The organism is Sporocytophaga sp. (assembly GCF_017745095.1).
GTDB lineage: Bacteria > Bacteroidota > Bacteroidia > Cytophagales > Cytophagaceae > Sporocytophaga.
On record NZ_JAGHZZ010000021.1, the window covers coordinates 21,678 to 39,949 of the forward strand.

The 18,272-nt window shown below is 35.5% G+C and carries 19 protein-coding genes; 9 read left to right on the forward strand and 10 right to left on the reverse strand.

Annotated elements, in window-relative coordinates; genetic code table 11:
- Positions 1 to 13: 13 nt before the first annotated feature.
- Positions 14 to 1,597, forward strand: coding sequence for a hypothetical protein (locus J7604_RS21885; protein ID WP_293900883.1), 1,584 nt, complete (start codon positions 14 to 16; stop codon positions 1,595 to 1,597).
- A 177-nt stretch (positions 1,598 to 1,774) separates the two neighbouring features.
- Entirely contained in the window at positions 1,775 to 2,740 is a 966-nt protein-coding gene (locus J7604_RS21890) for a tartrate-resistant acid phosphatase type 5 family protein (RefSeq protein ID WP_293900886.1), read from the forward strand.
- Between the two features lie 79 nt (positions 2,741 to 2,819).
- Here the strand turns inward: J7604_RS21890 and J7604_RS21895 are convergent, their stop codons facing one another.
- A complete protein-coding gene (locus tag J7604_RS21895) occupies positions 2,820 to 3,833 on the reverse strand; it encodes an LLM class flavin-dependent oxidoreductase (protein ID WP_293900889.1) in 1,014 nt (337 codons plus the stop codon).
- A gap of 182 nt (positions 3,834 to 4,015) precedes the next feature.
- Between J7604_RS21895 and J7604_RS21900 the strand changes: the two genes are divergently transcribed.
- Positions 4,016 to 4,399, forward strand: a complete 384-nt coding sequence (locus tag J7604_RS21900; protein WP_293900892.1) for a hypothetical protein — start codon at positions 4,016 to 4,018, stop codon at positions 4,397 to 4,399.
- A gap of 31 nt (positions 4,400 to 4,430) precedes the next feature.
- Positions 4,431 to 4,892 carry a heme-binding domain-containing protein gene (locus tag J7604_RS21905; protein ID WP_293900894.1) on the forward strand — a complete coding sequence of 154 codons (462 nt, stop codon included), beginning with the start codon at positions 4,431 to 4,433 and terminating at the stop codon, positions 4,890 to 4,892.
- An 89-nt stretch (positions 4,893 to 4,981) separates the two neighbouring features.
- Here the strand turns inward: J7604_RS21905 and J7604_RS21910 are convergent, their stop codons facing one another.
- Positions 4,982 to 7,585 carry a TonB-dependent receptor gene (locus tag J7604_RS21910; protein ID WP_293900897.1) on the reverse strand — a complete coding sequence of 868 codons (2,604 nt, stop codon included), beginning with the start codon at positions 7,583 to 7,585 and terminating at the stop codon, positions 4,982 to 4,984.
- A gap of 433 nt (positions 7,586 to 8,018) precedes the next feature.
- On the opposite strand from J7604_RS21910, the gene J7604_RS21915 reads away from it, so the two are divergent.
- Positions 8,019 to 8,360: a hypothetical protein gene (locus J7604_RS21915; RefSeq protein WP_028980252.1), complete on the forward strand. Its 342-nt coding sequence runs from the start codon at positions 8,019 to 8,021 to the stop codon at positions 8,358 to 8,360.
- Positions 8,361 to 8,464: 104 nt separating this feature from the next.
- Positions 8,465 to 9,052: a phospholipid scramblase-related protein gene (locus J7604_RS21920; RefSeq protein WP_293900902.1), complete on the forward strand. Its 588-nt coding sequence runs from the start codon at positions 8,465 to 8,467 to the stop codon at positions 9,050 to 9,052.
- A gap of 95 nt (positions 9,053 to 9,147) precedes the next feature.
- On the opposite strand, the gene J7604_RS21925 is transcribed toward J7604_RS21920, so the two are convergent.
- From J7604_RS21925 to J7604_RS21935, 3 genes are read right to left on the reverse strand one after another with little or no spacing between them, the layout of a single operon-like run.
- Positions 9,148 to 10,101: a hypothetical protein gene (locus J7604_RS21925; RefSeq protein ID WP_293900905.1), complete on the reverse strand. Its 954-nt coding sequence runs from the start codon at positions 10,099 to 10,101 to the stop codon at positions 9,148 to 9,150.
- A gap of 6 nt (positions 10,102 to 10,107) precedes the next feature.
- On the reverse strand, positions 10,108 to 11,487 hold the full coding sequence (locus tag J7604_RS21930; RefSeq protein ID WP_293900908.1) for an ammonium transporter: 1,380 nt from the start codon (positions 11,485 to 11,487) through the stop codon (positions 10,108 to 10,110).
- 11 nt (positions 11,488 to 11,498) lie between these two features.
- Positions 11,499 to 11,810, reverse strand: a complete 312-nt coding sequence (locus J7604_RS21935; RefSeq protein ID WP_293900911.1) for a P-II family nitrogen regulator — start codon at positions 11,808 to 11,810, stop codon at positions 11,499 to 11,501.
- 293 nt (positions 11,811 to 12,103) lie between these two features.
- Between J7604_RS21935 and J7604_RS21940 the strand changes: the two genes are divergently transcribed.
- Entirely contained in the window at positions 12,104 to 12,457 is a 354-nt protein-coding gene (locus J7604_RS21940) for a hypothetical protein (protein ID WP_293900914.1), read from the forward strand.
- Between the two features lie 3 nt (positions 12,458 to 12,460).
- Here the strand turns inward: J7604_RS21940 and J7604_RS21945 are convergent, their stop codons facing one another.
- Positions 12,461 to 12,838: a hypothetical protein gene (locus J7604_RS21945; RefSeq protein WP_293900917.1), complete on the reverse strand. Its 378-nt coding sequence runs from the start codon at positions 12,836 to 12,838 to the stop codon at positions 12,461 to 12,463.
- A gap of 54 nt (positions 12,839 to 12,892) precedes the next feature.
- On the opposite strand from J7604_RS21945, the gene J7604_RS21950 reads away from it, so the two are divergent.
- Positions 12,893 to 13,147 carry a DUF3820 family protein gene (locus tag J7604_RS21950; RefSeq protein ID WP_293900920.1) on the forward strand — a complete coding sequence of 85 codons (255 nt, stop codon included), beginning with the start codon at positions 12,893 to 12,895 and terminating at the stop codon, positions 13,145 to 13,147.
- A gap of 34 nt (positions 13,148 to 13,181) precedes the next feature.
- Here J7604_RS21950 and J7604_RS21955 read toward each other — a convergent pair whose 3' ends face one another.
- Both J7604_RS21955 and J7604_RS21960 read right to left on the reverse strand, forming a co-directional pair.
- Positions 13,182 to 14,990 (reverse strand): ABC transporter transmembrane domain-containing protein, encoded by a 1,809-nt coding sequence (locus J7604_RS21955; protein ID WP_293900923.1) that lies wholly within the window; start codon positions 14,988 to 14,990, stop codon positions 13,182 to 13,184.
- Positions 14,991 to 15,191: 201 nt separating this feature from the next.
- Positions 15,192 to 15,827 carry a hypothetical protein gene (locus J7604_RS21960; RefSeq protein ID WP_293900926.1) on the reverse strand — a complete coding sequence of 212 codons (636 nt, stop codon included), beginning with the start codon at positions 15,825 to 15,827 and terminating at the stop codon, positions 15,192 to 15,194.
- 200 nt (positions 15,828 to 16,027) lie between these two features.
- Here J7604_RS21960 and J7604_RS21965 point away from each other — a divergent pair, with 200 nt between their 5' ends.
- Entirely contained in the window at positions 16,028 to 16,315 is a 288-nt protein-coding gene (locus J7604_RS21965) for a hypothetical protein (RefSeq protein WP_293900929.1), read from the forward strand.
- Positions 16,316 to 16,450: 135 nt separating this feature from the next.
- On the opposite strand, the gene J7604_RS21970 is transcribed toward J7604_RS21965, so the two are convergent.
- Both J7604_RS21970 and J7604_RS21975 read right to left on the reverse strand, forming a co-directional pair.
- A complete protein-coding gene (locus J7604_RS21970) occupies positions 16,451 to 16,834 on the reverse strand; it encodes an SRPBCC domain-containing protein (protein WP_293900932.1) in 384 nt (127 codons plus the stop codon).
- A 94-nt stretch (positions 16,835 to 16,928) separates the two neighbouring features.
- Complete coding sequence (locus J7604_RS21975; protein ID WP_293900935.1) at positions 16,929 to 18,188, reverse strand: hypothetical protein; 1,260 nt, start codon at positions 18,186 to 18,188, stop codon at positions 16,929 to 16,931.
- Positions 18,189 to 18,272: the final 84 nt, after the last annotated feature.

Genomic DNA, 18,272 nt, shown 5'->3' on the forward strand with positions numbered 1-18,272 from the left:
AAAAGTTAACAACATGAAAAAAGTAACACATTATCTTTTAATGCTTACTGCGGCACTTTTCCTTTTTGCTGCATGTAAGAAGGAGGAAAAAGTAAATCCTACCCCTCCTCAAATTTCATCAGATGTTTCCATGCTTGCGGCAAAGTTCGGAGAGACTAAAACGATTACTATATCTGTATCAGCAGCTGGAAAGTTAAAAGACATTACAGCAACGACAACTATTGGAACAATACAAACTTCCAATCTTACAGGCGTGGGTACTGCCACAGGAACTGTTACTATTACATTCAATGCTCCATTTGAGGAAGGAACAGGTAAAATAACAGTTATCGCTTCAGACGAGGGCGGCCTTACAAAGACTTCAGAAATAGATGTAACTGTTTCAGCAGCAGCACCAGTAGAATTGACCGCCGGAGATGTTGAAGGTGTGTGGGGACCAAATATGACTTATATCGTTCGTGGCAACATTAAAATCCCCAAAGGAAAATCACTGACGATTAAAGAAGGTGTAACTGTAATCGTTGAAGGTGATGGCACACAAGCAAACAGTCCAGAGATCGCTGTTTACGGTAAACTATATAGCTATGGTACAGAGCAGAAACCAATACTTATAACAGTGGCAGAAAGCAAAAGAACAGAAGCAAATATTTTTGCAGGTCTATGGGGTGGAATATGCGGAGTTGAAGATGTAGAAGAAATGGCAATCATTTACACCAGAATAGAATATGCAGGTGCTCCGGCTCCTGCAAACAGCCCAATGGTGACGACAGGAGAAGTTGAAGAAGGAGATCCGAGATATAGCATATATTTCAATAACCCAAATGGAAGATTTGTAATGATGCATTCAACCATTGCTAATTCTAAAGATGATGGAATGAGAATCAATCAGGGACAATTACTAGTAGCTTACAACACATATATCAACACTGGAAAAACAGGTGGCGAGGCTTTAAACGTAAAAAGTGGTTGTATAGGAGATGTTGCGTACAATACAATGGTTAATGCGGCAACAAATGGTTTAAAATGTTCTAACTCAGATGACAGATCACCTCAGACAGATATATACATTTATAACAACACTATAGTAAATTCAGGATGGAGACAAACCAAAGCAGGTCGTGGTGGATCTTTAAATCTTGAAAAAGGCGGAAGAGGAAAAGTATATAACAATATGATTGTGAACTGTCGTTATGGAGTGCGTTTCCCTAAGTCACCAGATAACCCGGATCTAGTAAACTCATACGCAGGATACAACTATTATTTCGGAAACAATGCAGATATCGCAGATCAGTTCTATCCATCAACAGGTTCATTGGTTAAAGGCGACCTAGAAACAGGTAATGATGTATCAGGAAACGCAAATGAAAATGATCCTAAATTCGTTAATTTCAACATATCAGGATTCGATTCAGAAGCAGCTAAAAATTCTGATAACATTAAAGATCCTGGAACTTTTAACCTTAAACTACAGGCGGGTTCTCCAGCATTAGGAAAAGGCAAGGAAGGATTTACTTCCAGACTATCTTCATTGACGATAGATGGAAAGACATATTCAGCTCCTGCACCTTCTTCTTTTATAGGATCATCAGGAAATTAATCTTTAACTTATGAAAAACAGCTCTGCACATTGGTGACAGAGCTGTTTTATTTTGAATTACTAAAGAGATTCCCATCTTCTGAAGGTGGTATTCTATCCGCATTCATCTGTCTTTTCATATCTTTGGTGAATTCCTATAGAAAGATTATTTAATTTATAATAAACTATTAATTTCCAATGCACTTCACAATCCATTTAAATTCCTTACTAAAAAAAACTTTACTGATCCATCTCATTTTAATATCACTATTTGCTTCTACTTGTCTTGCTCAAATAAAAAAAGCTGATAAAATCCCTGTGGAATCCAATGCTATTCGTTTCTTCTTTGTAGGCGATTGGGGAAGAAATGGAGAACATAATCAGCAGGAGGTGGCTGATCAAATGGGAAAAACAGGAGAAACATTTGATCCCAAATTTATTATTTCTGCAGGAGATAATTTCTACTGCTGTGGAGTAGCAAGTACTGAAGATCCACAATGGAAATATTCTTTTGAAGATGTATACAGAGCTCATTCCCTTAATATTCCATGGTTTCCTATTCTTGGTAACCATGATTACCTCGGTAACCCTCAAGCTCAAATAGACTATTCCCAAATCAGCAGAAGATGGAGAATGCCGGCCAGATATTACACGGTGAATATGAAAGATGTTATATTTATTTTTCTTGACACCAATCCTTTTATCAAAAAGCATTATAAAAAACAAGGAGAATATGCGGATGTGGCCCGTCAGGATACATTAAGGCAACTTCAATGGCTGGATAGTACATTAGTCAACAGTAAAGAAAAATGGAAGATCGTTGTGGGCCATCATCCTGTTTATTCCACAGGAAGCAAGCATGGCAGTACCCCAGAACTTATTCAAACATTAAAACCTGTTTTAGAAAAACATCATGTTCAATTATATCTTGCCGGGCATGATCATGACTTGCAATTTCAAAAACCAGTCAATAGCAGTGTAAATTATCTGATCAGCGGAGCGGGTTCAGAAGTAAGACCAAATACTCCTGATCCAGCAATGACTAAATATGCAGCTGCAGTGGCGGGATTTATGGCATTCTCTATACTTGACAATAAACTCATTGTATATTTCATTGATAAAAAAGGAAATGTGATTTATCAAACTGAAATATTACAGAATTAAAAAGTGAATTATGAAAGAGTTGAAAGCCCTAACATTTCAGCTCTTTCATATCAATCTAAGATCAATCATTAAAGGAATTTTAAGGAAAAACACTCGCAAACAACTCATAAGATTTCAATCTGTCTTCAAAATCAAATGCGGCATTTACAGCCATTATTTCATTAACATCATATTCATCGGCAAGTGTTGTAAGTTGCTTCCTGAGTTCTTCCGGAGTGCCAATTGCAAAGCGTTGACTGTTCAAAGCGATCCTTTGCTCCTCAGCCGGACCGTATTTTACATCTTTTATTTCTTCGAAGGTAACAGGATCAAAACGACCTTTTGTTTCTAGCTGCAAAAATCTATAATTCAATACCGCTTTCACTTGTTCATTTCTTTCTTTTGAATCAGAACAAAACATAAAAAGTGCAACCAGTACCCTTGGCATTCTGAGTTGTTCGGAAGGTTTAAAATAGTTCCTGTAAACTTCTACAGCCCTAGCACCTCCATTCGGATTAATAAAATGAGCAAACGCGAATGCCATTCCCAAATGGGCAGCAAATAGACCGCTTTGTCCACTGGAACTTAATACCCACTGTTCTGGAATACCTTTAACTACGGGAGTTGCAAGTACCTTTCCCCTATCAGATTCAGATCTTAGAGAATCATTAAGATAACCTTGAAGATCTTGAAGTTGCTCTATAAAATCCTGTTCACTGAAATGATTATGAGGGTTAAGCAATGAAGCTGTAAGCCTATCCCCTCCGGGAGCCCGTCCAACACCCAAGTCTATGCGTCCAGGAGCAAGAGCCTCCAATATCCTGAAATTTTCCGCTACTTTTAAAGCACTGTAATGAGGCAACATTACACCACCCGACCCTATTCTTATCTTTTTTGTCTGAGCTGCCAGATAACCCAATAATACCTCTGGCGATGAGCCCGCAACAGAATACATATTATGATGCTCTGAAACCCAGAATCTTTGATATCCTAGATTATCTGCAAGCTTGGCAAGCTCAATTGTCGATGCCAATGCCTGCTCTGCTGTTCCACCTTTAGGGATATGAGATTGATCTAATACACTTATATACATTTCGAAAAACTTTTTTTTCACAATCTACTGATATTCAACAACAGTACTACCTAATTTGGTTTCCCTTGTACCACTGGGTATCAAGAAGCCTAATGTAAAACACATAATGTCATTTTTCAACCTATAAACTTTAATTTTAGCAGTCAACTTCAGAATTACAACCAAAAAATTTTCTAACTTTAAATAACCAATATTATTTAAATATGAGAGCATTACATTTAGCTATCGTCTTCATGGTACTTCTTTCGGTTCAATCATTTTCCCAAAGCAATTTTGATTCCTATAAAATGGCCGAAAAGACAGTGCAAGAGCTTAATGATCGCATGCTGCTAACTTCTCAGAAGAAAGATTCTCTCATCCTTATTTTTAACAGATACTATTCTGACAAAAATCTCAATAAAACCAAAGACAACGAAAAATTCGCCAAAGCGATAGAACAGAGTAGAGACATGAGTGTGAAACAAGTGCTATCTCCATTTAGCTATCAGGAGTACTTGAGATATATCGAAGAACAGAAGGGGAAAGTAAAAACAAAAGAAAGATTAAGACACGGAGAAAGAGAATCCACCAATCTAATTGACTTTTAATAAAATATAGGTATTGTATTTATTCGCTTAAATGAAGAAAAAAATTATTTATGGAGCATTGCTCCTGCTTATTGCAATTCAGTTTGTAAGACCAGAAAAAAATGAAGGTATAGCGGATACTCCAAATGATGTAACACATCATGTTGATGTTCCGGAGAGTACATTAAAAATTCTGAAAACCTCTTGTTACGATTGCCATTCTAATCATACCAATTACCCTTTGTATTCGGAGATAATGCCTTTTGGATGGTTCCTTGCAAGCCATGTAAAGGATGGTAAAAGACATTTAAACTTTTCAGACTTTTCAAAATACACAAAAAAGAAAATTGATCATAAACTAGAGGAGACAGCGGAAGAAGTTGAAAAACATGATATGCCTCTTTCAACTTATCTGATCATGCATTCTGAGGCAAAGCTAAATGAAAGTCAGACTCAGGAAATTATTGAGTGGGTAAATAGAGAAAGAGCTAAGCTGCAGGCATCGGGACTTTGATAATAATTTGCTAATAAAAATGCGTAAATAAAAAGGAGTAAGCTTGATGCTACTCCTTTTTAATTATCCCAAATCAAACTCATTTTCGATTATTTACTTCTATTATCTTTCCCACCTTTTCCTCTTACCGGGCCTTGTCTCTGCTCACTTCCTCCCTGACCTCCTGACGGCATATCTGACATGTTTGTACCATCACCACCTCCTCCATCTTTCAGGTCATCATTATTGATAAGCTTCCTTCTCTTTTTAGGCTTAGCATCTTCCATTGACATCTTTCCTATTTTATAAGTGAAGGTTACCTTAAAGTTCATATTATGAAGAACATTGGTACTCTTCTGATTGATGACTGGAGATACTAGTTCACTTCTGATTCTATATGAAGTGTTGAAAAAGTTTTCTGCACCAAATCCGATACTTCCTTTATCATCCTTAAGTTGTTTTCTGAAATTAAGACTATAAATACCAAATCCTCCCTGATAGCCTTGCAACTGTACCTTCCTCCCTCTATAAAAACCAAAAAACTGTACTTCCCAACTTTTAGGTAATTTATAACCTGCCATCATTCTATAATTAGCAACCCATCCCTCATTGCTTGCATTATAAATAGGATCAGGTACATTATTTCTTAATACTGCATAGTACACATCAGTTCCTCCGTTCAAGGTAAACTTATCTGATAACTTAATATTGGCAAAAATACTGAAGCCATAAGTGTTTTCGCTCCCTATATTCTGATATGTAGTAACGATGGTATCTCCCTTTACATTTCTTACACTTTGAATGGCATTGTTAGAGTTTTTTGCAAAAGTTGAAATCGTCAAAGAACTTCTTTTAATATACGCATTGTAAGCCAGCTCAAAGTTGTTGGTATATTCCGGATCAAGATTTGGATTACCAAACGATACATTAAGTGGATTAGATGCCTGAAGATTGGGATTCAAATATCTCAATGATGGTCTCTGAATTCTTCTGTTGTAAGAGGCTTTGACAATATTTCCACTTTTCAGTTTTCTTGATATATTGATACTTGGAACAAGTATTCCATATGATGGAATATCGATAGCATCACCTCCGTTTTGAAGTCTTGCATCAATTGTGGTGTATTCATAACGCAATCCAACTTTCGCACTATACACTTTCTTCAGAGTTACCGTTGCAGCGGAATAAGCAGAAGCAACATTCTGATTATAATTCAGCTTATTACTTAAAGTATTATTACTAAGTTCAGTAAAGCTTCCGTCGCTTCCAGGAGCGGAGAAGTACTTATAGTTACTTGTAACGTTTCTATATATATTTTTCACTCCTGCTTCAAGCATGATCATTGAATCTATCGGAGTCTGATAATCCGCCTGGAAGGTTACTTCCTGATTATAACTATTATTTATGTTCTTTAACCTACTTGTTGTTGAAAGACCTAAACTGTCCATGATGGAATTTGTAAAGTCATTAACACTTTTGTCTCTGCTGTACAATGCCATAAAACTCAACTCTCTCATTGGCTTCTTAAAGAGGTGAGTATAGTTTAAATTCAGGTCCAGGTTGTTATTATTGTTTTTAGTGAATACATTCCTTATTCCTATATTCTCTAAGATTCCACTCTGATAAGTTTCAGTAGTAAGATTATCCTGATAGTTTTTACCATTTCTGAAACCAAACTTGGCAGAGGCTGTAAGCAAGTTATTTTTATCAATATCATAATCCCACCCGAATTGATAATTACCAAATCCATGAAAATTTCTAGTGTTCGCATACTGAACATTTTCATTCACTTCACCTGTTTCACTAACCGTTGTCTGAGTGTTTCTAAAGCTACCTGGTGTATTATAACTCCATCTTCCGTTTCCTCCAAGAGAGAAACCCATCTTCCCTTTTCTATAACTCCCATTTAAACCCAGGCTGGAAGCTCTGAGTCCCGTACTTCCGTCAATGCTAAGCATTGCACCTTGCAAATTATTTTTTTTGGTAATGATATTAATAATACCTGCTGAACCTTCAGCATCATATTTAGCAGAAGGAGAAGTGATCACTTCAACAGACTTGATCATATCTGCTGGTATCTGTCTTAAAGCATCAGCAACACTGGTAGCTGTGATTGTCGATGGCTTATTATTTATGAGTACCTTTACATTTTCACTACCTCTCAAGGAAACATTACCATCAAGGTCTACAGAAAGCATTGGTACCTTTCTTAGTACATCAGCTGCGTCACCACCTTTGTTACCTGCATCATTTTCTGCATTATACACGGTGCGGTCCACCTTTTCTTCAAATAAAGGTTTTTCACCCATCACAGTAACTTCTTTTAATTGCTGAACAGTCTGACTTAATTTAATCTCACCAAGCTCAATATTTTCTTTGCCATCAGATACAGAGATTCCTTTTATTACTTTAGTATCATAACCGATAAAAGAAATTTCAACATTATAAACTCCGGCTTCAATTTTAGTAATTTCAAATTTACCATTTTCGTCTGCCATGGTTCCATTAACCGGATTACCGGATTCCTGGCTTATCAGTGCAACAGTCGCAAAAGGAACAGACGCACTATTGGCAGAATCTTTAATCACACCCTCAATCTTACCTTTACCTTTAGGAACTGTCGGAATAGCATTATTTGCTCCAGATGGAGGAGTTTGGGCTAAAATAATATTTGTAAATGCCAATAGAATGCAAAAAACGATTGAGTACTTCACCTCTTTTAATTTTATTTTAAAAACAGTTTAAAATTAGTATTTATAGTTGAAAGTATATAACCATTCATATTTGAAAATCAGCGGTTGGTATATTAACAGGGCTAAAGATTCTGAAACCCAAAGATCTTTATAAGGTTATGATTGATTAAATCTTCATTAAAACTTTTAATCATACAATCAATGAGACAATTATACTTTACACCTGTCAAAAAAATAATTAACTAAAACAATACAAACCACTAAAAATAAAGCACATACACATAAATATCCTTCTAATTAACATCTTTTCTTACCTCTTTTACTTTTGCAATTACATTTTTGCTAAGTTTGAAGTCTTTAATGTTAAAAAATTGTTAAAACTTAAACATTTTTTAGCTTTCAGAATTAAGGTTAAGTTAGGTCGGGCAAAACAATTGAAATAAAATATAAATTCATGGCGATTTCTAAAGAAGATACCATTCAGGCTATCAAATTATCCCAAATCATTCAAGACCATTTTGACAAAAACAAAAATTGTGGTTCACTTAGTACAAATGACATGTATGAGTTTATCTACAAAAAAGGAATAAGTAACTGGGATAAAAACAGCACTGGTAAATTCAAAGATTTTCTAAAAAAATTATCTAACAACAACGCACTGGACCTGATCCCTCAATGCAGAGCAGAAAGTACTGGCAGATCTGTTAGCTGGTATTTTGAATCTACTCCCGGGAAAGTCATTAAAGCAAGGAAGTTAGTTCCACTTTCTGAAGCAAAAAATGTAGTTGCTAACTAAGACACTTGAGACCTTTAATCGGGTCTCTTTTTTTTGTCTTTAAATATCTTTTTTTCAATAATTTCCGTAATATTTTTACCTTGAAATAAACAAATCAAATACATATGCATCCTATTTTAAATAGAAATTTATTTTTCATAAAGGAAAAAGTCGGCATGTTTAAAGCATCTAATAACTACGACATTTTTAATCCTGAAACACAAGAATTGATTCTAACATGTACTGAAGAGAAACTTGGCTTTTTTACCAAAATTTTCAGATTTACAAAATATAAAAGGAATACTCCATTTAATGTTGTAGTAAAAACGACCTCTGGAGAAACTGTTTTAACAGTTAAAAGAGGTATTTCAATATTCTTATCGAAGGTTGAAGTATTTGACGAAAAGGATAACCTGATTGGTAAATTCAAGCAAAAATTCTTCTCTATTGGAGGAAAATTTGACGTGTTGGATGCCAATGACAACCTAGTTTGTACCCTTAAAGGAAAATGGACAAGCTGGGATTTTAAGTTTATGAAGGAGAATCAGGAGCTTGCTGAAGTGAATAAAAAATGGAGTGGACTTGGTAAAGAATTATTTACTACAGCTGATAACTATATGCTTTGCATCAGCGAAATGCTACCGGAAAATGCTCCTGCAAGAATACTTATTCTTGGAGCTGTGATGTGTATAGATATGGTGTTGAAAGAGTAATAAAAGCTGAAAGCTTAAAGTTTAAAAGTATAGATACAAAAATGCCGGTAATAAAAGCTTGCTTTTATACCGGCAACATTTTTATATAGCCACCTTTAAATTACCTGAAAACTTGTAGCTCCAGAAAGCTTTCCATCTAGATAAACCTGCATAAAGTGTTTGCCTGGTTTGTACTCGCTTCCTTTTTCAAAAACAAAGTTAATATTTTTACTTCCTGAATATTCAAAATCTTTATTAACAGTATAAGGAATTTCCTTTTCTCCAACTTTTAGCATACCTCCTCCTTCAAAAGGGTTGTATAAAGTTTTACCTCCTGGTTCAACCAAACGTACAGTAACCTCTACATGGCCTCTGGATGATTCCGGAAAAGCTGCCAAAGCTATTCTGAATTTAAGCTTATCTTTCGGCTGTAAAGATATTGCGTCTGCTTTTATTTCTTTGCCATTGACAATAGCTACAATATTTATTTCCCTTACTTTTAAAGTTGTTTTTGCAGGTGTTGATCTGGAAGATGATGCATCAGAAACTTCGTCCGGATTCTCGGAATCAAAACCACCAGCTGCATTGGCTTCAAACTCGACACCCGCTTCTGCTTCTTCAGCTTTTTTGGAAATCGAATCTTCAAATTTCACAAGCTCTTTAATCAGATACTTTACATTCGCTTCATTTCGGGCATACTCTTTTTCCTTTAACTTACGAGTAGCCTTCTGTTTTTGAATTTCTTCAAAAATGTATTCAAGTTCAGTTTCTTTTGATCTCAATTCACCCAAAACCAAAGCAAATTTATTTGACTCTTGCTTTACCGAATCTTTCATTACTTCATTCTCCAGTTGCAGTGCAAGCAAATCAGCTTTTAATTTTTCAATTTCGCTTGATTTTTTAACAATAAGGAGACTGTCCTGTAAGATGCGGTTTCTCTGGGACATGATAATTGAATTCTTCTCTACTCCGCTATATATAAAATAAGCAAGAGCAATAGAGATTGATAAAAAAGCTATAAAAATCAGCTTTTTCAAATCACTTTTGGTTGAATTTTCATTAGTGGACATATAAATTTATTTAGGGAGAAAATTGGGATAAGCTTCCATTCCATGCTCCAGAGCATCCAGACCTTCAACTTCTTCTTCTATAGTTATTCTGATACCAATGGTATATTTTAGAGTCAGGAATACAATAAATGAAAAGACAAATGATGCAAAGCCTGCAGCGCACATTCCTATAAGTTGGGCAATTAGCTGATCAACTCCGGCTTTATTTCCAAACAGGCCAACAGCAAGTGTACCCCACAACCCACAGGACAGATGCACTGATAATGCTCCCACAGGATCATCTATCCTAAGTCTATCAAAAACCATAACTGAAAACACCACTACCATCCCTGCCACAGTTCCTATGATGATGCTGTCCAGAACTCCCATTTGATTCGCACCTGCAGTAATACCTACTAGTCCAGCAAGAATACCGTTCAATGTCATACTCAAGTCGAAAGATCTGCTTATGGAATAGATTGTAATACTTGATGCAATACCTCCCGCACATGCCGAAAGGCAGGTCATAACGAGCACCCTCGATACTTCTCCAGGATCTGCTGAAAGAACAGAACCTCCATTAAAACCAAACCATCCCAACCATAACATAAATGTACCAATCACTGCCGATGTCATACTATGGCCAGGAATTGGATAAATATTATTGCCTTCATATTTGCCAAACCTTGGACCTAACAACAATACTGCTGCGAGTCCTGCCCAGCCCCCAACTGAATGGACCAATGTTGAACCTGCAAAATCGTAAAAACCTATTGTATTCAGCCAACCATTTCCCCATTTCCAACTACCGATTATGGGATAGGCAAAACTCACAAATAGAGCAGAAAATATAATAAAACTGATCAGCTTGATCCTTTCAGCAACAGCGCCGGAGACAATTGTAGCACAGGTAGCTGCAAACATTCCTTGAAATAAAAACTCAGTCCAGAACGTGTAACTGGAGCTATAATCGATTCCTTCACCGCCATCCGGAAGGAATATTCCAAATCCTTTAAAACCTATAAAATCATATGAGACCCCTTTCTGAAAGCCTGGATACATTAGGCTATACCCAACTAAAGCAAAAGAAAGCAAACCAATGCAAGGAATAATTACATTCTTAAATAAGATATTGGTGGTATTTTTTGCTCTTGATAAACCTGATTCAAGTGTAGCAAAACCAAGATGCATGATAAATACTAGGCTTGTAGCTATCATCATCCAAAGGTTATTAATTACAAAACCACTTTTCTGAATTTCGCTTGTTTGAGCAAGTTCTGCATTTTTTGCAGCAGCAACAGAATCTTTTATAGATTGAATTGCCTGCAGAAGTTCTGTTCGAATCAGCTCCGTCTGGTAAGAATTTGTTGCAGATCCCTGAATGGTGTCGTAAATAATATCCTGCATATTGTAATAATTTAGATTCTTACTAATTCCGCGACATCGAAAATTACAATTTTTCCGTCTCCAACCTGACCTGTACTCGCTGCCAATTTTATACTTTTTACTACCTCTTCACAATCCTCAGATGGAACTATAATTTCTATAGACCTCCTTAGCACAGAAGCATTATCAACAATAGAAGTACCCCTATAAGCACCTTTACTTTCACGATGAAAAACAGCATCCTTCACATCGTAATAGGTAAAAATCTCTATCCCAGTTTTGTGCAATGCGTTGCGCACTTCTTCAAATTTCGATGCCCTAATAAATGCCTGAATTTTTTTCATGAAGTTAGAATAATCAAAATCTATTCGTTTTCAATTTATATAATTTTTTTTATATTCATAAATTAGACCCAAAAATTTAAATTTTACAAACATCCTCTTTTATATAGTCTTGACCACTTTTTCTGAAATTTTAGCATGATTTTGACCGTATATTTTAACAGAAATTTAATATTTAACCTACTTTTACATTTTAATTCCATTGAAATTAAACAATAAGTCCAATCTTCTTTTTTGAACTAATCCAATATTGAAAATAAAAGAATAATTAAAAATAAAATTAAAATAATCCTAAAATGAAGCAATATAAGCATCATGCAATCCTCATTACCGCAAGGGATAGAAAGCTTATGGATGAATTAAGAATAAAGGCAAAGGATTTTTTTCTAAAAGGTATGCAAGCCAAAACGGGCTATAAATTGATAGGAGAAATCACTTCAAGCATTATTGGTGAATTTTATACAATGGTAATTTTTCCTGATGGAAGTATAGAAGGATATGAAACTTCTGATGAAGCCGATAAGATCAGAGTTAAAATCATTGATGCTATAAAAGAAATCAATCAAAAAAAGGGAAGTCAGGAAATCAGTTATGCAGAAGTATCTTATGGTTCAGGAACAGAATCTCCTGCCATTGAAAATACAAATTAATAGTCAGTTCAGGATATCTACTTCATCTACAATATATTTAGTATCTCCTCTCCAGGCAAACTGAAAAAACTTCTCATCATAATGTACCTTAACTCTTTTTCCTTTAAGCAAAGCTTCCTGCAACTTGCGATGCAACTCATCTTCAGAACCTTTTACAGAAAATTTCCAGATATTTGCAACACTTACACCTGGTTGTTGATCATTAAGGACCATTCCCAGATTGAGTTCCCCTTCATACGTTTTAAATATTACTCCTTTTTTACTGAATTTTATCAACGTTCCGGCCCTATAGCCATCACTGTAGTTGCCAAATAAAAAATATCCTCCTACCCCTACAACTAATACAATAAGAATAAGCGCTATTATCTTAAGTTTTGCCATGTGATCATTGAAATTCCCAAAAAAACTGTTTAGATATACTTTTGTTCTTTAAAGTTGTCTACCTTTGTTCGACCTAAAAATTCTATAGTGCAACCTAATCCGGAAATTCTAATCAAAATTGTAAAGACCAAAATGCCATTTGGCAAATATAAAGGCACTTTGCTTTGTGACCTCCCGGTCTCATACCTTGAATGGTTTCAAAAAGAAGGATTTCCTGACAACAGCCTTGGAATGATGTTAGCTACGGTATTCGAAATAAAAATTAACGGACTTCAGGACATCCTGAATAATCTGAAAAAAATGTATTGAGCCGGTCTACTCAAATCCCGGCCTTACATAAAATTTAAGAAAGCTCAAACTGAAGTTTATTTAGGTTCTTATACAATCCATTATCAATAAGGATTAACTCCTCATGCGTTCCGCTTTCCTTTACAAATCCTTTTTCCAGCACTACAATTTTATCTGCATTGCGAATAGTTGAAAGTCTGTGTGCTATCACTATTGAAGTACGCCCTTTCATCAAGCTATCTAAAGCTTTCTGCACCAGCTGTTCGGACTCGCTATCAAGAGAACTTGTAGCCTCATCAAGAATCAGGATTGCAGGATCTTTTAAGATAGCTCTCGCAATAGCCACCCTCTGTCTTTGTCCACCGGAAAGTTTAACTCCTCTTTCTCCTACTACTGTATTATAGCCTTCAGGGAAGCTGCTTATAAAGCCATGCGCATAAGCTTTCCGGGCTGCCTCTTCAACTTCTTCTTTAGTAGCTTCTGGCTTTCCATAAGCTATGTTTTCAAAAATTGTTCCTCCGAAAAGCAGTACATCCTGAGGAACAAAAGCCATTTGCTTTCTTAATTGAGATAAAGGAAAACTCCCTGCATCTTTCCCATCGAATAACAGCACCCCTTCAGCAGGATTATAAAACCCTAACAGCAGAGATACCAGAGTGCTTTTGCCCGCCCCACTGGGACCAACAATGGCAATCTGCTGACCAAGACCTGCTTTAAAGCTCACATCTTTTAAGATCTGCATTTCAGGACGAGATGGATAGCTGAAAGCAATATGCTTCAACTCTACAGTTCCTTCAATCCTGAAAATATCCTGAATAGGTTCATCCTTGATATTAACATTTTCGGTAACTTCATCAAACAACTCTTTAACTCTTTGTGTAGCTCCCAATGTTTTCTGCAATTGAGAATACAGTTCTGCAAATCCTGCCATAGATCCTCCGATGAATGCAGTATATACCACGAAAGCTGTAAGCTCTCCAAACTGAAGTATACTTGTACCATACCATACAACCATTACAATTGCAGCAAAGACACTGAATATCATAACAGATATAAATATCCCTCTAAGCTGTGCGCTTTTGATGGCAAGCTTTACTACCTTTTCAATACTGCTGCTATAACGTTTCAACTCATAAGCTTCATTAGAGAATGCTTTTACATTTGCTATTCCTTGCAAAGTTTCCTGAACAATCACACCTGAATCGGCAAGCTGATCCTGTGCTTCTTTGGATTCTTTTCTTATTCTTCTGCTGAAGACTACAGCAACCACAACAATCACTGGTACTACGGAAAGCATCACCAGAGTAAGCTTCCATGACAAATAGAAAATCAATCCGATACCAATGATCAGAACGACTACTCCCCTTAGCAACTCTGCAAGCACTGAAGAAACGGTATCCTGTATCTGAGATATATCTGCTGATAATCTATTTGATAGTTCTCCTACCCTTCTTTGAGCAAAAAACTCCATAGGCATCATGATCATCTGCTTGTAAATATCTTTTCTGAGATCAGACACAGCATGCTCTCCAACAAAAGAAAAAAGATAGACTCTTGAAAATGAAAAAAACATTTGAATAGATAGTACACCAAGCATTGTCAGAGCAACGAGTCCAGGAGCAATGGCATCTTCCCCAAGACTTATCTTATGGGCATTATCTATAAGCTCCTTCAGCAGATATGGAAAAGCCATAGTTGTAATTCCAGAAAGCGCTATAAACACCAGTCCTAATATAAACCTTAATCTATAAGGTATGATGTATTTAAATACCCATAAATTTTCCTTGATACTTTCTTTACTTAACTTAACCTTTGGTAATTCTTCTTTAATAGATCCGTTGCTGCTATAATTAGGTCTTGCCATTTTGTTTGATTCTGATTTCTCGATCTTTTTCTTTTAGAGACGATTAAATGGAATAAATATTTTAAAGAAAAGAAAACTAATGTATCTGAAATACCAATTTACAAAAACATTCTGAACACATCCTGTACTTAAAGTAAGCATCTCTACTCAAAGCCCTAAAATTCAGAATACTTTAGCTAGTAGAATGTAGTATTCTGAAAATTAAAATTTATAATTATCAGAGAAGATCCCTTCCGGATAATGCTTATCATATAACTCGATCAGATTCAGTAGAAATCTGAGCCCTACATCCAGCATTTCCTTTATCAGGTTGCCACTTATTTTTATAGGACCACTGTTTTCAGGATCAATATAATTATCAACTGCTAATACTAATTTGGTTTTTGACGTTGTATTTCCTGGAACAATAGAGTTATGATGCACTATTATATTTCTTATTTCTCTATAAATAACTAGTCTTCCCCAATCCTCTGAAATAACCGACTCGCTTAAAGGAAGAATATTCGTAACGAGCGAATGATATTGATAAACTTTATCCATATCGGACAACTTCCTTTTAAAACCCGAATGCTCAGTCACTATGATTTCACAATACTTTCTGAATGAATACTCAAAGAATGAATAAGCTGTAACCAAAAAAGAATTTTTTATAATGGAAGATGTGAAAGAATAAAAATGAACTTCTTCAATAGCATGAGTGTTGACATCATTATTTATAAAAAATCCGTCTTTAAAGTCGGAGAGCGCCTTTCCAGCTTCAATTGCCACTAGTATAGACTTTTCACAATTACTGAATTGAGTTTCTAAAATTTGGCTAAATTGTTGCTTGTAATTCATACTGAAATTTTATCACAAATTACCATTCTTCATAATGGCAATAAAAGTTGCTAAATTAAATAAAGCAATCATATTTAATGAAAGACGAAATGACTATGTGGATAAAATAAAACCCTTGAAATACAATATTTACCCACATATGCTATAATCGTCATAACATTACGAACATAAAGCCGTATAATTATTAAAATTTAAAAGTTATGAGCTCAGCATTAGAAACGATAGCAAAGGAAAAACTTAGCGAAATTCATTTTACTAAAGATGACGTTCTAAGCGATCCAGCAAAGAGAAGGCTTAGAAACATTTACCTAAAAAAAGCGGAGCTTCTTGGAAATGCGTACAAAGGAAAGGTAAAGATGTTTTTCAAAACACTTGAAGGAAATGTGCTTTGTGTTGAAACCACCATTTGGGAAGCAAATGAAGAATATATAACGCTTAAAGGCGGTATTAATATTCCAACCAAGTCGATCTTAGAAATCGAATTTTAATCTGCATCTTAAAAGAAAAAATTTAAACGGCCTCCGATAAGAGGCTTTTTTTATTTCTTCTACACAGTTCATTAGGCTTTAACAATAATTACATCAGGGCCACCTTTACCCTTTTAAAGAACTATAAGGATAAACTTATTCTCCTTCATAAAAATCTTGCAAAGCGCCAAAGTATATCTCATTCCAACCTTCTACAATATCGCTATAATCTTCGTCTGGTATATTCGTATGTCTCAGTTCTGCAGAGGTTCCTTTTTTATCCTGATGTAAAATTATAGTTACTATGGATTGGGCTTTCTGATCTCCGAAATACCACTCCTGCACAATCTTTTTACCTTCTGTAAACTCTATATTTTTTCCGGAAATACTTCCATCCCAAAGAGAAAATTCAGACCCAGGAACAGTTGACATCTCTGCAGGTTCTCCTGACCAAAGCTGAATGGTGGCAGGGTTTGTCAATGCAGCAAACACCTCTTCTGGTTCAGCCGGAATAATAAAGTACTTTTTATAATCTTTCACTTCTTATTAACTTTTATTATTGAATCAATATAAAACTTAAAAAGCATGCCTGAAAGATCAGACATGCTTTTAATATTTTCAGTATCAATGATACTTATTTAGATAACGTTAAAGCGCCTACGCCGATTTTTTTACCATCGCAATAGAATTCGATAGTATATTTACCTGGCTTATATCTGCTCCCTTTCATATAAAGAAAACCAGTTGAGTGCGAAGACTCAAGATCTAAGGTTTGCTTATCAGTATAGAATGTCTTTTTCCCATTAACAAGGAAAGTTTTATCACCTTCAAATAGAGTTGCTCCACCTGGCTCAATAAAGCGCATGTAGATCTCTTTTTTACCTTGAGCAAGGTCATTCTGTGCAAGAGAAATAGACATTTTAACCTGTTGAACTACCATTGCTTTATAAGCTGGAGCTTGTTTAAGCTCTTTACCTCCATGACCCAAAGCTGTAATATGAACTGACTCAACTTTTAATGCAGAAGCTACAGACACTTTCTCAGACAACTCCACTTTTTCAGTTACAAGAGCTTTGATAGAATCATCTTTCTCCTGAAGCTGTTTGTAAAGTGTTTCTTTTTCATATTGCAAGTGCTTGTTTTCAGCGGATAATGACTGAAGGCTTGCACTTGCCATGATATAATCCTTTTTGAAATGTGAGAGCTTTTTGTTCAATTGATTGATTGATACCTGCTTGTTCTGAATCTGTGATTTTAAATCATCAAGTTCAGCAAGCTTAGCTCTCTCTTCACTAAGTTCTAAACCAAGCTTTTGCTTTTCTGCAATTACAATCTTAAGACTGTCCTGAAGTCTAGTTATCTCTGCTAACTTACCGTTAATATCAGATTTAAAAGTTTCTGTAGTGCTTTGAAGCTCAGCTTCAGCAATTTTTGCCTGATCCGCTTTGCTGTAGACAAAAAATGCAAGTGCTCCTAGTAACAAAACGTTAGTAATCAAACTCGCAACTTTTACAAAATCAGTACCTCCTCCATTTGATTTTGGCTTAGCTTCTCTTGAAGCTTTCTCCGGTTTCGATTTCACTTCCGGTTTTGTTTCCTTTGGCTCTGATTTAACAACTGCCTTTACCTCTGGTTTCGCTTCAACTTTAGGCTCTTGTCTTGTCTCAACTTTAGGCTCTTGTTTAGTTTCAATTCTTTCCAAAGGTGTTGATTCTGATTGTACAACCGGAGCTGAATCAAACTTTATTTCGTCAGTTTTTTTTGATTCAATCTTGGTCTCCTTTTTAACATCAGAACTAGCTGCCTGATTTTTTTTGTCATTCGGATCAGCAGGTTTCTTCTTGACTGGTCTCATGATCGGTCTGGGACCATTCATTCTAGGTTCTGGGCTCATGAATTATAAAGCTTTTGTTAATTGTACTAAAATGTGATTTTTTATAAAAAGATTGACAATTTACATAAACTGTGAAACATCTAC

What these genes read in the sequence shown, in the direction of transcription:
- J7604_RS21915 (WP_028980252.1), top strand. Translation starts at nt 8,019, where the DNA reads ATGGCGATTTCTAAAGAAGATACCATTCAGGCTATCAAATTATCCCAA.
- J7604_RS21900 (WP_293900892.1), top strand. Translation starts at nt 4,016, where the DNA reads ATGAGAGCATTACATTTAGCTATCGTCTTCATGGTACTTCTTTCGGTT.
- J7604_RS21930 (WP_293900908.1), bottom strand. Translation starts at nt 11,487, where the DNA reads ATGCAGGATATTATTTACGACACCATTCAGGGATCTGCAACAAATTCT.
- J7604_RS21945 (WP_293900917.1), bottom strand. Translation starts at nt 12,838, where the DNA reads ATGGCAAAACTTAAGATAATAGCGCTTATTCTTATTGTATTAGTTGTA.
- J7604_RS21960 (WP_293900926.1), bottom strand. Translation starts at nt 15,827, where the DNA reads ATGAATTACAAGCAACAATTTAGCCAAATTTTAGAAACTCAATTCAGT.
- J7604_RS21885 (WP_293900883.1), top strand. Translation starts at nt 14, where the DNA reads ATGAAAAAAGTAACACATTATCTTTTAATGCTTACTGCGGCACTTTTC.
- J7604_RS21925 (WP_293900905.1), bottom strand. Translation starts at nt 10,101, where the DNA reads ATGTCCACTAATGAAAATTCAACCAAAAGTGATTTGAAAAAGCTGATT.
- J7604_RS21935 (WP_293900911.1), bottom strand. Translation starts at nt 11,810, where the DNA reads ATGAAAAAAATTCAGGCATTTATTAGGGCATCGAAATTTGAAGAAGTG.
- J7604_RS21955 (WP_293900923.1), bottom strand. Translation starts at nt 14,990, where the DNA reads ATGGCAAGACCTAATTATAGCAGCAACGGATCTATTAAAGAAGAATTA.
- J7604_RS21890 (WP_293900886.1), top strand. Translation starts at nt 1,775, where the DNA reads ATGCACTTCACAATCCATTTAAATTCCTTACTAAAAAAAACTTTACTG.
- J7604_RS21905 (WP_293900894.1), top strand. Translation starts at nt 4,431, where the DNA reads ATGAAGAAAAAAATTATTTATGGAGCATTGCTCCTGCTTATTGCAATT.
- J7604_RS21920 (WP_293900902.1), top strand. Translation starts at nt 8,465, where the DNA reads ATGCATCCTATTTTAAATAGAAATTTATTTTTCATAAAGGAAAAAGTC.
- J7604_RS21975 (WP_293900935.1), bottom strand. Translation starts at nt 18,188, where the DNA reads ATGAGCCCAGAACCTAGAATGAATGGTCCCAGACCGATCATGAGACCA.
- J7604_RS21965 (WP_293900929.1), top strand. Translation starts at nt 16,028, where the DNA reads ATGAGCTCAGCATTAGAAACGATAGCAAAGGAAAAACTTAGCGAAATT.
- J7604_RS21940 (WP_293900914.1), top strand. Translation starts at nt 12,104, where the DNA reads ATGAAGCAATATAAGCATCATGCAATCCTCATTACCGCAAGGGATAGA.